Origin of the sequence: Synechococcus sp. BDU 130192 (assembly GCF_963876085.1) — a bacterium.
Taxonomy (GTDB): domain Bacteria; phylum Cyanobacteriota; class Cyanobacteriia; order Cyanobacteriales; family MRBY01; genus MRBY01.
In genome coordinates this window covers 1-14,130 of sequence record NZ_CAWNNO010000033.1, presented here as the reverse complement: position 1 = coordinate 14,130, position 14,130 = coordinate 1, and the positions used below count along the sequence as shown (strand labels likewise).

Sequence of the window (14,130 nt, the reverse complement as noted above, 5' to 3'; positions counted from 1 at the left end):
TTGTGAACCAAAACCAGCAAATTTACGTCAAAAATTGTGACTCAGGGTTTAGTAATGGCGGGAAAACCTCACCTAAACCGGGAGAATTCAATTGCTAAGATTAACGATAAAACCTCCTGCGGTGTCCCTCCAACGCCCGGCTCGATGTGGCCATCATCCTAAAACTTTATACAGACTGGATAGAAAAACTTCTATGAGACGATCAAAATTTGTCCAACGATTTACAACCCACATTGTTGCCCTCTGTGTGGGCTGTGCCATTACCTTCGGGGCAATGCAAGGCTCTAGCCAAACCCTCAACCAACCTTTAGCTGATACCAATCCGCCCCAGGAAGTGGCAGCGGTACCCGTAGCCGCAGGTCGAAGTTTTGTCGCCGATGCGGTGGCCAGGACAGGGCAAGCGGTAGTGCGTCTAGACACAGAAAAAACCGTGGTGCGCCGCTTCCAAGACCCGTTTATGAATGATCCATTTTTCCGGGAGTTTTTTGGCGATCGCTTTGGGATGCAATTTCCCGATGAACAGCGCCAGGTGGTTACCGGACAAGGATCTGGGTTTATTACCGATCGGTCTGGGGTGATCCTCACCAACGCCCACGTTGTGAGCGGCGCTGACCGCGTTACCGTTACCCTAAAAGATGGCCGCAGCTTTGAAGGGGAAGTAAAGGGTACCGACGAAGTCACTGATTTGGCCGTCGTGAAAATTGACCCCAGAAATGAGTCTATTCCCGTGGCTCCCCTCGGTGATTCTGGGTCTGTGCAGGTGGGTGATTGGGCGATCGCCGTAGGGAATCCAGTGGGTTTGAATAATACTGTTACCCTCGGCATTATCAGTACCCTAGAACGGTCTTCGGCCCAGGCAGGAATTCCCGATAAGCGGGTCGATTTTCTCCAGACCGATGCCGCCATTAACCCTGGTAACTCCGGTGGCCCCCTCCTCAACGCCGACGGTGAAGTGATTGGCATTAACACCGCGATCCGCCGGGATGCGATGGGCATTGGATTTGCAATCCCGATCAACAAGGCGAAGGCCCTCGAACCCACCCTCGCCGCTGGCAAAGAAGTGCCCCACCCCTTCATTGGGATTCGGATGGTGAGCCTCACCCCAGAGATGGCTAAGGAAAATAATGCTGACCCCAATTCCATCGTGCTCTTACCGGAAGTAAACGGAGCGCTGGTGCTGGGTGTGGTGCCGGGTAGTCCAGCAGAAACAGCGGGTCTGCGTCGGGGCGATGTGATTACAAAAATCAACGGTAAGGCGATCGCCAATGCCCAACAACTCCAGGAAACCGTGGAACAGAGCGGCGTTGATGCCAGCTTGAAAGTGGAACTGCGCCGGGGCGATCGCACCTCAGAACTCACCTTGAGAACGGCACAAATGCAAGGGGTTTCCTAGGTTCTTTTAGTTGAAATTTCCCCCAAGGTCTCCGGGTTCACAACCTGGGGACTTTTTTTGCGCTCTAGCCCAAAGATTCACCGACAGTTAAGCGCATCCCGTTGACCATATCCCAACCGGACTGGGGTTTTTTGCCGCTGGGTTGCACCTGTTTGAGCAGTAGGAGTCCGTCCCCAGTTTGAATAATTGGCCCAAATTTTTTGGCGATCGCCACGATTTCCCCAACCTTCCCTGTATTCCCAACAAATTCCTTGAGGGGTTCGTATGCTGCGGGATATTGCGCAAAACATTCCGGTACGAGGGGGATCGTTTCTAACACTTTTAACGGTTTATCGCGGCAGGTGGTGAGGCAGTTGGGATAGAAACCGCGTACTTGGTTATGTAAGGCGATCGCCCCTTTTTGCCAATCTAGCTGAAAATCTTCTTTCTGAATCAACGGCGCATAGGTTGCTTGGTCTGACTCCTGGGGGATGGGGGTAATATTTCCCTGGGCTAGTTGAATTAAGGTTTCCGTCAGTAAAGCCGCCCCAGAGGTCGCTAATTTCACCGCCAAATCATGGGCATTATCCCAAAGATCAATGGGCGTTTCGGCTTTGAGGAGCATTGCCCCGGTATCCATCCCCTCATCCATGAGCATGGTGGTCATCCCCGTCACCGTTTCTCCCTGGACTAAGCTCCACTGGATCGGCGCGGCTCCCCGATATTTCGGCAACAGAGAACCATGGCCATTGACACAGCCGAGCCGGGGCATCTGGAGAATTTGCGGCGAGAGCAACTGGCCATAGGCAACTACGGCAAACACATCGGCCTGGAGATTTTCGAGAATTTCCAGCGTTTCAGGGTCTTTTTTGATGCGCTTCGGTTGCCAGACGGGAAGATCATGGGCGATCGCCACCTTTTTTACCGCCGACGGAATCAGTTGACTACCCCGACCCCGCCGCTTATCCGGTTGGGTAACGACCCCCAGCACTTCAATGTCCGGGTGATTCAAAAGGGCTTCTAGGTAGGGCACTGCAAACTGAGGCGTACCGAAAAAGACAACTTTAAGCATGGGAAAAAGAGCAACCAAGCGTGCGATCAGCCTTTCACTTTAGCGCAGATCTCCCCCGACCTTAGCGATTATGCAAACCTCATCGGTCTTTTGAACTGCTCCTAAATCTCCCCCAAACTGGGGGCAGGGGGGCCTCGTTAATTAAGCACCGACAGACTCCTTAGCGGCGTAGAGCACTTCCAGAGAAATTTCACTCAGTCCCTGGGCGCGGGCATATTTTTCGGTGTTGCGCTTCACCTTGCCCCGCACAAATCCGGGGACTTTGTTGAGTTGTCCCTGGGCTTCCGTTGTCCAATTCAGATCAGAACTGGCCGACATGGTCGTGGTAATGACTTCCTTGGTATCGTGGCCGCCAAAAATTTCGAGCAAATGGTCTTCCATGCCCAGGGTAAAGGAGTTATAAACTAGATCCGCGATTTGGTTAGTGCCCTCATAACCCACGAAAGGCCGATAACCAATGGGAAAGTTTTGGATGTGGATCGGGGCGGCGATTACGCCACAGGGAATATTCAGCCGTTTACCCACATGGCGTTCCATCTGGGTGCCGAAAATGGCAGCGGGTTCTAGGCGGGCGATCGCATCAGCAATTTCGCCATGATCTTCGCTAATTAAAATCTCATCACAGTATTCGCTCACCTCTTGGCGGAACCAGTCAGCATCATATTTACAATAGGTTCCCGCCAGCACCACATGGATGCCCATTTCCCGCGCCAAAATTTTCGTCATTGCGACAGCGTGGGTATTATCCCCAAAGACGATCGCCTTTTTGCCCGTTAAATTTTGGCAATCAATGGAACGACTAAACCAAGCGGCCTGAGACACATGGAGGGTTTGTTCTTCGATAAAGGCTTCATAATCTGCCGTGGCTCCCTGGTCATTAATCACCGCCTGGATCGCGCGGATACAACGGGCCGTTTCCACAACGCCCATCGGTGTAATGTCCACATAGGGTTGGTCAAATTCTTGTTCCAAATATTTTGCCGTGGGCAGGCCCAATTCCCGGTAGGGCACAAGGTTAAACCAGGCCTGGGGCAATTTTTTCAAATCATGGACAGAGGCTTTGTCAGGAATTACTAAATTCACACTAATCCCCAACTCGGCCATCAAAGTCTTCAGTTCGCGGATGTCGTGGTTGTTGTGGAAACCAAGGGTCGAAATCCCAATAATATTCACCGACGGTTGCGGGGTTTTCTCAGTGGCTAAGTCACCTTTTTTTCTTGCCTTATTGATATAAAACTGGACGATTTGCTGGAGGGTGCGATCGCCAGCCTGGAGTTCATTGACCCGGTAGTGGTTCACATCCGCCAAGATGACATCACCCTGGGCATCCAATTGGGCGCGAGCGACGAAATTTTCGAGGTCTTCCTGGAGAATGCTTGAAGTGCAAGTGGGGGTCAAGACAATTAGATCGGGTCGTTCCTCTTGATCCTTGCGGACAATATTATCAACAACTTTTTCTTGGGAGCCCCGCGCCAGAACATTCCGATCCACAATGCTGGCGGTGACAGGGGTGAAGTTGCGTTCCCGTTCTAACATCGAACGCATCACATTAAAGTAATCATCGCCTAGGGGAGCGTGCATAATCGCATGGACATTTTTAAAAGAACTGGCAATGCGTAATGTGCCGATGTGGGCTGGGCCTGCATACATCCAATAGGCAAGTTTCATAGGTATTTTTACTCCCAAAAAAAACTGGTTTGTGATCAAAAGTGATCTCAGTCAGTGTCATTTTCGCAAATGATTTTCGGGTTCTCAGAGAAGAAAACAAAAGTCAATAAAACGATGTATCTCGCAAAGAAAATGGTTTCATTTCAAGGGATATCTCTACGAATAAAGGGTCATCATCTGTTTCTTTCAACGAATTTCAAGCTTTGCCTCGATGATGATTCGCCGTCAAGAACTTTGGGGAAGGATATACAATGCACTTTATTAGTGAATTTCGTTTGATTGCAATTGTCTCTGCTCCTAGCCATGACCCAAGTTTTTACACCAAAACCCATTCAATACGCTCCTGAAACAATACAGCGGGCACTGGTGGCTTTTGCTTGCACACCGCTCCGGTGGGAACTACTGGCAGCGATGAAAGATCAGAGTGTGGCGCTCCCTGATATTGCTGGAGAAGCTGGACTCCGGGCGGGTTATAGTGGGCGATCGCTGCCGGAAGGGGCCGTGGAAGAGTTGATGATGTGGCTGATTCAAGTGGGATTGCTCCGGCGGGAGGTTGATGGTCAAGGTTTGACAGATAGTTTTCGCTTAACGCCCCTGGGTCGTCAGGTGTTGGCCCAATGGCAAGCGGCCCCCCAGGTGGTAAAGGTGTCGTGGTTGGCTCGGTGCAAAAATGCTTTACAACGTTGGCTGAGTCGGTTTTCGGTCTAGACTGTACAATCTAAATCTATGCATCTATCTTTCGGTTTAATGTGAGGAAGCTTCATGCGGGCGATCGCCATTTTTAGCCCTAGTCGTCGGTCTGGAAAATCATGGTTAATTACGGCGCTGGCCCGTTCCCTAACTCGGCAGGGGTTGCGAGTTGTTCCTTTCCAAAGTCAAACGGAAATCACAAAAGGCTATCGGGTCAGTGCCGACGCAGAAGTCAGTCAATCAGCGGCGTGGCAAGCGTGGGCCGCAAAAATCCAACCAACAACCCATCTCAACCCAGTTTTACTAAAAGCCTGTAGCCCCCCTGGTGAGTCAAAGCCCAAATTTCAACTGCTGATTCAAGGGCGGGGGATTGGTACTGTCAAACGAACGGCTTACTACGATAGTTATTACGATATTGCGCGACCGCTGATTCGAGAATGTTTGATGGCATTGCCGCCGAAATACGATGTGCTGCTATTCGATAGTTATCGCGACAGTCTTTACCATCCCCTTACCAGCGATACCGACCAAAATTTTGAGATTCTCAAGGGTTTAGAGACGCCCGTCACGGGTATTATTTTGATCGACTGCACCCATGAAGGGGCCATTAATCAGCTCTGGGGCCTCTGGCAACGGCTTTCCCCAGAAAATCGTCAACTAATTCGGGGGGTAATCTTCAATCAGTGGCAAGGCGATCGCCCCCAAGAAACCCAAACCAGTCAGTGGGTCAAAACGCATCTCAAACGACCCGTCCTCGGCTATATTCGGCCCCTCCAAAATCTGGCCTTTGACCCCGAAAGCCTGTGTACTACCGTTGCCCATAACCCTGTCAATTTACCCCAAAATAAACTGCGCTTGCAGGTAATCCAGCTCCCCCACCTCTGTCCCTATGCAGACTTTGATGCCCTGATGGGTGAGGCTTCGGTACAGTTGGAATTTATTGATCCGACCGAGACCTTGGGTTATCCCGATGCGGTGATTGTGCCCCACACCAGCCAGGCGATCGCCGACCTCGACTATCTCCACAAATATGGCTATCCCCAACAGCTACAGCAATATGTCAATGCAGGCGGCACGGTGTTAGGGATCGGCAATGGTGCCAATCTCCTCAGTAAAAAAATTGCCCTCCCCAGTGGCGATTTTCAACCAGCCCTCGGTTTAACGCCCTTTGATAGCCAACCCCATACCAAGGCCGCCCTCTTCCCCACCGAAACATTTTCGCGCTTCCCCTTTCCAAATCTTCCCCTGAGCGGCATGACCCTCCCCTGTGACATCCTGAACTATGCTCCCAGTAGCGGTTATACCCAACTCTTTGAAACCCCAAACCTGGGTCTCGTGAACCAAAGTCAAAACATCTGGGCCGTCTACTTGCAAGGTTTGTTTAATAATGGCCCCTGGTGTCGCTTTTGGCTCAATGCCCTCCGCCAAAAACGGGGCCTCTCTTCTCTACCGACAGGTATTGCTAATTTCAACGAACGGCAAGAAGCAATCCTCGAAGCCCTCGCCAATCACCTTGAGCAATATGTTGATCCGACGATTTTATTAGAGGATGCCGCTTAATCGTCCTCGGTTGATAGAAAAAGGGGCAATATTTTTGTTGGCGTAGATTACAGCAGGCGATCGCCTTTTGGGGCCGATGGTGACTTGAATGTTAGTATTTATTTGCAATAAGGCTAGATTGTTGCAAAAGTAGAAAAGGGCGTTTATTATTGTCAATAAGCTGAACTTGTTGAAAAATATGCTGGTACCTTCCTACGACGTAAGCGCCCTCAAGACCGAACTCAATGCTAAAGGGTGGCGGTTAACGCCCCAGCGGGAAAAAATTCTCCGCACCTTTCTAAATTTGCCGAAGGGTGAACACCTCAGCGCTGAAGATTTGCACAATGAGCTATTGGAGCAACAGGAAAAAATTAGTCTCTCGACGGTGTACCGTAGCGTAAAACTCATGACTCGCATGGGTATTTTACGGGAGCTGGAGCTAGCAGAAGGCCATAAGCATTATGAACTGAACCAGTCCCAGGCGCACCACCACCATTTAGTCTGTGTCCAGTGCAATAAAACCATTGAGTTTGAGGATGTCGCGATCAACAAACACAGCATTGCTCAATGCCAACAGCAGGGGTTCGAGTTACTCGATTGCCAGTTAACGATCACCACCATTTGTCCGGAGGCTCGCTTGATGGGTTGGCCCTCGGCGCTCCCCCACGATTGGGTCTGTTCGCGGGAAAAAGCCCAAACCCACCTCCATTAATCGAGGCGATCGCCTTTGACGGTAACATTGCAACCCCAATCGCCTTTATTGGTCACAGAAAATTTAACGGTGGGTTACCAACGGCGTGCCTTGCTTCAGGATTTGAATCTGGCGATCGCCCAGGGTCAGTTTGTTTGTTTAGTGGGCGCGAATGGATCAGGAAAATCCACCCTAATTCGGACATTGGCAGGTCTTGAAGCTCCCCAAGCGGGTCAAGTTTGGCTGAACGGTACACCATTGAATGCACTCAATGCGGCCCAGCGGGCCCAGCGCCTCAGCTTAGTTTTAACGGAGCGGGTTGATCTCGCCTGGATGTCGGTTACGGAATTAGTCGCCTTGGGGCGTTATCCCTATACCGATTGGCAAGGGCGTTTGGGGCCAACGGATCGACAGATTGTCCGGGAGGCGATCGCCGCCGTTGGTTTGACAAATCTCCAGGCCCAACCCCTGAACAATATTAGCGACGGGGAACGACAAAAAGCGATGATTGCGCGGGCCTTGGCCCAGGCGACGGATTTGATGTTGCTGGATGAACCGACGGCCTATCTCGATGTGCCTCGCCGGGTGGAAGTGATGCAACTGCTGCGGTTTTTGGCGCACCAACAAGGACGCACCGTTTTGATGTCGACCCATGACCTCGATTTGGCTCTGCGGAGTGCGGATCAGCTCTGGCTGATTACCCCCAGTCAAAGGTTAGTGGTGGGGACACCGGAGGAGTTGGCCCTAGAGGGATATTTGGGGACAACCTTTAGTAGCGATCGCTTTTACTTTGATCAAATGAGTGGTCAGTTTCAATTGCAGTACCAGCGGCGATCGCCGATCCAATTTATGGGTCAAGGTTTGGCAGCCACTTGGACAGAACGTGCTTTAATGCGTCTGGGTTTTGAAGCGGTACAAACGCCTTGTCCATTGCGCCTCAATCTCCAGGAACAGCCGACTCGCTGGCTTTTGTCCCAGGGCGATCGCCAAATGCAATTCATGAGCCTAGGGGCACTCAGCGCCCATCTCCAAGCTTTACAATGGGAAGGCTGTTGACCAAAGCAACCATGGCAGAGATCAAAATTCCCCAACGCGACATCCTCAGTCTTAATTTGGCCCCCCTGAAAACCCTGGTGCAATCGATCCTGCTCGATGAGGCCCTCGCAGACCATGAGCAAAAGTTTCAGTTAAAGATTGATTTTCCCCAGGAAGCGAATGATCCCCGTGAACTTTCAGAAATTCCAGAAATTCGTCTTTGGTTTGTGCGCCTCGATGCGATTTTTCCTTGGTTTCTCTTTCTCCTCGACTGGAAAGCAGGGGAATTAGGCCGCTATACGGCGATGCTCGTGCCCCATCAATTTCATCGCACCGAAGGGATTCAATATAACCCCGAAGCCCTCGAAATTTTTGTGATGAATAAAGTATTTTGCCTCAGCGAAACCTTACCGAAGTTCGGCATTCAGCCCCAGTCACGGGTAAAGGCGATCGCCCAGTTATTAGGCTACGAACTAGACGACGACTTTTTAAATAGTCTTTAGGGAAATTTGATCTGGCTTTTGAACGAGTAATATTCGGACAGACTAAGCCATTGGTTCTGTCACCGCAGCCATAGATATTGGTAGGATTTGGTATTCAATGGCCTGGGGATTATCAATGCGTTTTGAAGCTTGTAAAATCTCGATGCCAATGACCTGGCCTTTTTGATCATAGTCAAGAATGATGCCAGGATTTTCTTCACCACTTTCCTCAATAGCTACATCTTTTAAGGTGATGCGCAACACATCAACTTCAGGATCATACTTAATTTTCATTCGGCTCTCCAATATCTTTTAATTTGACTAGTACGATAAAGAGTGACAATCTTCTTGGGATCAACTGTCGTATTCATGAAAATACGAATTAAGTATTTTTTGCCATTATCAAAAATAACTTGGGATTGATAAACTGTTATTGTTTCATTCTGTTTAAAAATCTGCTGAGGATTATCAAGAACTGACTCGACCAATTCGAGGGAAATCCCACGCTTTTTACTTTCTTCTAGGGCGTGGTGAGACAATATAAATTCCATGATCGAAAGTCTTTTGAGAACCTCGAAAAATTCAAAATTTCGCTAGATCAGCAACGCACCCTCGTTGTTTCAGGCTAAAGAAATCGTCAAAACAAAAATTAATCGAGCTTCCCTTTTGTCCTAAGCAATTTATCTCAAAGCTTATTGATCAAACAAATCAAGCTACCTAAATTTTAGATGCCTGCACCATCTAAATATTGTTGAATTTCCCGGTCAGACAAGCGACAGCTATCTTTGTGATTTTGACGACGGTGGGCGACTGTCACGAGATCCGGCTGCTGTTGACCTTGGAGAGTTTGGACTTGCTCTTCTAGGGCTTCAATGCGGTCTAAGAGGGTACGAATCACCGTTGCTTCCGAATCGGGTAGGCTGCCGTGTTCCAAAGGATTGACCTTGACCCCAGAACGATAGACGATCCGCCCCGGAATGCCGACTACTGTGCAATCCGAAGGCACATGGCGTAAAACCACTGATCCCGCGCCAATACGCACGTTATTCCCAATTTCAATATTGCCGAGCACCTTGGCTCCCCCACCAACAACGACATTTTCACCGAGGGTAGGATGACGTTTTCCACTCTCTTTCCCCGTGCCGCCGAGGGTGACGCCTTGGTAGATCAAACAATAGTCACCAACAATAGCCGTTTCACCAATAACAACGCCCATACCATGGTCAATGAAAACTCCGTGGCCAATGCGGGCACCTGGGTGAATTTCAATTCCCGTTAAAAAGCGGGCGATGTGGGAAAGAAACCGGGGGATAAACGGCAGACCAGAGCGATAGAGGGCATGGGAGACGCGATGAAACAACAGCGCTTGGAGGCCCGGATAGCAAAATAGAACTTCAAGCCAGTTACGCGCAGCGGGATCCCGTTCAAAAATAATGCGGAAGTCGGCGAAGAGGGTGGAGAGCATAATGAATTCTAATCAGAGCGATAATTCATGCCAAAGGTCAAGGCCATTTTCTATAGTATCCCTTGGTTGTTCTGCCTGGGGCAATTTTTTAGATTTCATCATCCAGAGGATATTTACTTTAGGCGTCCTGACCGCAAAATACTAATGATTAGCCACAATCCTAAAAGACTGGCTGCCGCAAACAAAATTTCATTCACAATCATTAACTGACGGTTCGGCGAAATGGTAATGATCGCGGCTCCCATGATTAATGACCCCACCACAATGCTAAAGGAAAGGCGATTAGCGGAGTCGTCAATGCTACGGCGCAGGCCATCGAGTTCCCGCAGGTTTAAATTCCACTGGAGGGTTTCTGAGCTGAGGCGGTCGAGAATCACGTCAATCTGGCGCGGCGATCGCAAAGAAATGGTTTTCAGATCGAGAACCGTGCGGAACATGGTCTGAAACGGGGTGTCTCCCACCAATTGCCGCCGGAAAATATCAGTAATCAGGGGTTTAATTTCATCGAGTAAATTAACCTCTGGATTAAAACTGCGGGCGACCCCCTCCAAATTGGCGAGACTTTTGGCATACAAACCCAAATTTCCCGGCAGTTTAACCTTATTGTTGCGGGCTACCTGCAAAATTTCATAGAACACCTCACTAAAATTCAATTGTGTTAAGCTCCGGTCGTAATATTTACGCAGCAGGCGATCATAGTTAGCTTCTAGGCGGGCTAAGTTCGTCGTGTGCGCCCCTTCGGATAGTTCTAGGGTCAACTGAGCACAGCTCTGGGCATCCATATCCACAATGGCCAGTAGCATCTCTGTTAGTAGTTTTTGGGTGCGTGGATCAAGGCGACCAATCATCCCACAATCGATTAACGCCACCGTCTGACTATCGAGATAGAAAATATTACCGGGGTGGGGATCAGCATGGAAAAAACCATCCACAAAAATTTGCTGGAAAAAGGCCCGAAACAAAATTGTCGTGATTGCTTGACGTTGTTTTTCTGAAGTGACCTCCGCTTCAAGGAGGGGTTTTCCGTCGAGCCATTCCATGACCAGCAGCTTTTCGGTGGTCAGCTCCCAATAAATTTCTGGAATCGTCAGTTTTTGTTGATCGAACCAACTGCTTTTCGCTAAATTGCGCCGGAGCTGATCGGTATAACCTGCTTCAGTACGAAAATCGAGCTCCGCCTGGACAGCCTTGGTAAACTCTTTCGCGAGGGCAATCACATCATAATCTTGGCCAAATTCTGTGAGAGCAGCGAGTTCTGCAATTCCTTTAATAAGGGCAATGTCCTGGGCGACGATTTGATCGATGCCTGGCCGTTGTACCTTCAGGGCGACAGCTTGACCATTCCGCAGAACCGCCCGATGGATTTGGGCAATGGAACCCGCTGCAATGGGGTTGGGGTTAATTTCTTGAAAAACGTCTTCGAGGGGTTGGGAAAGTTGCTGACGAATGGTTTGCTCAATTTCAAACCAAGGCACCGTGGGGACTTTGGCTTGGAGGGCAGTGAGGGCCTCAATGTATTTCGGGGGTAGAAGATCGGGCCTAGTGCTCAGAAGCTGTCCGAGCTTGACATAAAAAGGCCCTAGCTCCACCAGAATATTGCGAAAAACTTCAGGGGGGGGGATCTGTGGTTTATCGGCTTTACCACCAGTCAGGAGACTCTTCATGAAGTCCCAACCATTACTGAAAACAATTTCAATAATTTCCCGCTGGCGTGAACTGCTCTGGGTCAGAGAAAAAACCATGGAACACCCGATGTAGAATTAGCTTGGTCTCTACTATACGTTAGTCGTTTCGGAAAATTCCACAGTAGTCAAGGAAAAATTTTCTTTAATTCTGGCTTTTTTTCATGATAGTTGGATGGCCGAATGAGTCAAGAGGTTAAGGACTTGGTAAGCCAAAAATAAGGCAGGTCTATATGATATCACCTGTGTCAAAAATTCTCTAAAGCCACTTATCTTTTACTGTGCTGACCTAAGTTATTTCATACTTGTTCTTTTAAATAATTGCTATCAGTCAAAGCAAACAAAAAGACATTGAAATAGCTGTAAATAATAATGCTCGATCAAAATCATTGGTTACCCTAGACGTTTTGAGAATAAAGAGTTAGTGGCATTCATAAACTCATCGAAGTCTGGGATTAATATTTATTATTTTTATCTTGGTATCCACTCAAATAATTTGATCGGAGGCAAGAAATTGTGGATCTAAGTGTTTTTGAAAATGGTGGTGGATGAGATCGGCCGCGGCATTGGGAGGAAAGTTACTGTACTTTTGTTTGTCGGGCATCACCATCAGATTAGGCGCTTTTTTACAGCGGCCCATGCAACCAGTGGTTTCGATACTAACTTGGTCAGCGATGTCTTGGTCACGGATCGCTTGTTGGAGACGGTCATAGATGAGTTGACCGCCCCGTTTCCAACAGGTGGATTTTTTGCAAAGAACAATTTTCTGAGCGCTATTGGTTTTTGCGCAGGGATTTTCTGCGATGTTGGTATCTTCGTTACCCGTTGAATCGGCAGTTTCTAGGGGGCGATCGCCAAAGGACTCATTAGGTGTTGCGCCTTGAGACTCTGACAAGAGAGCGATGTGCTGAATTTCTAACTTCTCTTTGGATTTTTTGGGATGACGCCAAATGATGCCCCGCACCTCTAGCTTGCTATGGAGTTCGAGCTGAAAATGGAGCCGTTTGTGGAGTTTGCTCGGAATCTTAAATCGGTAGGAGCCATGGTCCGTCTGGAGGTCAAAATGTCGAATCCGCTGGTGTTTGCCCAGTTTAAAGTTGCTGGCTGTACCGACAAAAGTGAAAGATTGATGGTGAACGGCTAGTGTAATCATAGATAAATAAAAATCTTTCTTAAACAAATGAACCAGATACAACCCTTGTTTTTGGCGATGATTTGAAGCTAAGGATGCTTTTTTCTGTAACGTCTTCAGGAAAATCTATGTTCTATTCGGAACGAGTATTTGGGAGATGACGCTGGGATGATTCGAGATTGGCCCGGAGTGAAACGGGGGAAGAAGGGGGATTTGTAGAAAGAGTCAGGGTGGTCTTGATGGCTTGTTTTAGTAGCGGTTTCCCCAATTTGAAGGTGGTCGATAAGGCGATCGCCCCCAACATCACCGTCCCGAGACTAGTTAGCGCCGTTGAATCACCCCGATGATAATCCTCAAAAATTTCCCTGAGATGCAAACTGAGGACGGACTTATTCCAGTGAATCAAAGACATGGCTAAATTTGAACCTCATTGAAAGTTTTGCAGGGTAAACCCGAGTTTATTATTGCATAGCTTTTGCAATTGAAGCATCTCTTATAGGGAAATTTAATGTATTAGGCTGGAGATGGCAACAGTGGCGACTTTTATTCTGTGACGAAATCTATAAACTCTTGCCCTAAAGACTTTTAGATATTGACACGAAATCAACAGAGAGCTATCTTGAAGGTAGATAAAGTAATAGATTTCCCACATTTTTCAGGAGGAAAGATAATGAGAGGTAGAGGCGGAATGCGTCCCGGTGCAGGTCGTAAGAGTGCATGGCAGAGTGGCGCAACGAAAACGATTCGCGTCCCCGCAGCGATTGAAGAGGAGCTATTAACCTTGGGAAAGCATTTAGATCGCGGGCAGGCTGTTCTCACGGGGCAAACCCTCAACCAACTCGAGGATATCTTGGTAAATTATCAAGCCCAGTGCGACACCAATCCCGGTGAAGCATGGGAACCGGTTCGTCAACTGATTGCAGAAATTCGGACCGTTCTTGATCGGGCCCCCCATCGAGGGCGTAGTGGAATGGGTCGTCAAGGCATGACCGGGCAGGGTAACCGTTGCCGTGCGGGTCAGCCCTTGGAGATGGGTGGTGTTGACCTGGCGGCAGTGAATGTAGAGGCTCAAGCTCCAAAATTTCACTGCTAGCCAAAGGCGATCGCCCCCCGAAACATTAACGACAGCTCGTCCCACAGTGGCCAGACAGAGTTCTTCTGCGTTGACCATGTCGAAAGCCCCGCCCTTTCCTTCCCCCTGTGCCTCGTTGTTCATAGAATGTTGCCTGTTCGGGGTCGAGGGGTGGGGTATTGATCGGTAATCCTGCGGCCCGTTGGAAGGCGCGGAGGTGATTTTGTTGG

At 49.0% G+C, this 14,130-nt stretch carries 16 protein-coding genes; 7 read left to right on the top strand and 9 right to left on the bottom strand.

Translation table 11 applies throughout. The features are described 5' to 3' along the window. The first annotated feature begins 193 nt into the window (after positions 1 to 193). A complete protein-coding gene (locus AACT35_RS08650) occupies positions 194 to 1,393 on the top strand; it encodes an HhoA/HhoB/HtrA family serine endopeptidase (protein WP_099240507.1) in 1,200 nt (399 codons plus the stop codon). Positions 1,394 to 1,457: 64 nt separating this feature from the next. Here AACT35_RS08650 and fmt read toward each other — a convergent pair whose 3' ends face one another. Then, positions 1,458 to 2,444: a methionyl-tRNA formyltransferase gene (gene fmt / locus AACT35_RS08645; protein WP_099240504.1), complete on the bottom strand. Its 987-nt coding sequence runs from the start codon at positions 2,442 to 2,444 to the stop codon at positions 1,458 to 1,460. A 141-nt stretch (positions 2,445 to 2,585) separates the two neighbouring features. Then, a complete protein-coding gene (gene bchB, locus AACT35_RS08640) occupies positions 2,586 to 4,112 on the bottom strand; it encodes a ferredoxin:protochlorophyllide reductase (ATP-dependent) subunit B (RefSeq protein ID WP_099240502.1) in 1,527 nt (508 codons plus the stop codon). A gap of 303 nt (positions 4,113 to 4,415) precedes the next feature. Between bchB and AACT35_RS08635 the strand changes: the two genes are divergently transcribed. The 5 genes from AACT35_RS08635 to AACT35_RS08615 all read left to right on the top strand — a co-directional run bounded on the left by AACT35_RS08635 (position 4,416) and on the right by AACT35_RS08615 (position 8,570). Then, complete coding sequence (locus AACT35_RS08635) at positions 4,416 to 4,820, top strand: Npun_F0494 family protein (RefSeq protein WP_045441899.1); 405 nt, start codon at positions 4,416 to 4,418, stop codon at positions 4,818 to 4,820. Positions 4,821 to 4,874: 54 nt separating this feature from the next. Continuing rightward, positions 4,875 to 6,362 (top strand): nucleotide-binding protein, encoded by a 1,488-nt coding sequence (locus tag AACT35_RS08630; RefSeq protein WP_099240500.1) that lies wholly within the window; start codon positions 4,875 to 4,877, stop codon positions 6,360 to 6,362. Positions 6,363 to 6,540: 178 nt separating this feature from the next. After that, positions 6,541 to 7,053, top strand: a complete 513-nt coding sequence (locus tag AACT35_RS08625; protein ID WP_030006969.1) for a Fur family transcriptional regulator — start codon at positions 6,541 to 6,543, stop codon at positions 7,051 to 7,053. A 15-nt stretch (positions 7,054 to 7,068) separates the two neighbouring features. After that, positions 7,069 to 8,088, top strand: a complete 1,020-nt coding sequence (locus AACT35_RS08620) for an ABC transporter ATP-binding protein (RefSeq protein ID WP_099240497.1) — start codon at positions 7,069 to 7,071, stop codon at positions 8,086 to 8,088. A gap of 11 nt (positions 8,089 to 8,099) precedes the next feature. Then, positions 8,100 to 8,570 (top strand): CRR6 family NdhI maturation factor, encoded by a 471-nt coding sequence (locus tag AACT35_RS08615; protein WP_099240846.1) that lies wholly within the window; start codon positions 8,100 to 8,102, stop codon positions 8,568 to 8,570. Positions 8,571 to 8,612: 42 nt separating this feature from the next. Here AACT35_RS08615 and AACT35_RS08610 read toward each other — a convergent pair whose 3' ends face one another. The 6 genes from AACT35_RS08610 to AACT35_RS08590 form a co-directional block, all read right to left on the bottom strand. Beyond that, positions 8,613 to 8,843, bottom strand: a complete 231-nt coding sequence (locus AACT35_RS08610) for a DUF2283 domain-containing protein (protein WP_030006972.1) — start codon at positions 8,841 to 8,843, stop codon at positions 8,613 to 8,615. Then, a complete protein-coding gene (locus AACT35_RS15830) occupies positions 8,840 to 9,100 on the bottom strand; it encodes a DUF4258 domain-containing protein (RefSeq protein WP_099240494.1) in 261 nt (86 codons plus the stop codon). Before AACT35_RS15830 ends, AACT35_RS08610 begins: the two co-directional genes overlap by 4 nt. Positions 9,101 to 9,273: 173 nt before the next feature. Beyond that, on the bottom strand, positions 9,274 to 10,014 hold the full coding sequence (gene cysE, locus AACT35_RS08605) for a serine O-acetyltransferase (RefSeq protein WP_099240491.1): 741 nt from the start codon (positions 10,012 to 10,014) through the stop codon (positions 9,274 to 9,276). 113 nt (positions 10,015 to 10,127) lie between these two features. Further along, entirely contained in the window at positions 10,128 to 11,756 is a 1,629-nt protein-coding gene (locus AACT35_RS08600; protein WP_012307258.1) for an ABC1 kinase family protein, read from the bottom strand. A 427-nt stretch (positions 11,757 to 12,183) separates the two neighbouring features. Continuing rightward, positions 12,184 to 12,849 (bottom strand): (2Fe-2S) ferredoxin domain-containing protein, encoded by a 666-nt coding sequence (locus AACT35_RS08595; protein WP_099240488.1) that lies wholly within the window; start codon positions 12,847 to 12,849, stop codon positions 12,184 to 12,186. Between the two features lie 112 nt (positions 12,850 to 12,961). Continuing rightward, the gene (locus AACT35_RS08590; protein ID WP_065710797.1) at positions 12,962 to 13,240 is read right to left on the bottom strand and encodes a hypothetical protein; all 279 of its coding nucleotides are present in this window, start codon (positions 13,238 to 13,240) and stop codon (positions 12,962 to 12,964) included. A 258-nt stretch (positions 13,241 to 13,498) separates the two neighbouring features. Here AACT35_RS08590 and AACT35_RS08585 point away from each other — a divergent pair, with 258 nt between their 5' ends. Beyond that, entirely contained in the window at positions 13,499 to 13,921 is a 423-nt protein-coding gene (locus AACT35_RS08585) for a hypothetical protein (protein WP_143596811.1), read from the top strand. A 25-nt stretch (positions 13,922 to 13,946) separates the two neighbouring features. On the opposite strand, the gene AACT35_RS08580 is transcribed toward AACT35_RS08585, so the two are convergent. Next, positions 13,947 to 14,130 (bottom strand): hypothetical protein (locus tag AACT35_RS08580; protein ID WP_158227976.1); only part of this gene is annotated, 184 nt, incomplete at its 5' end.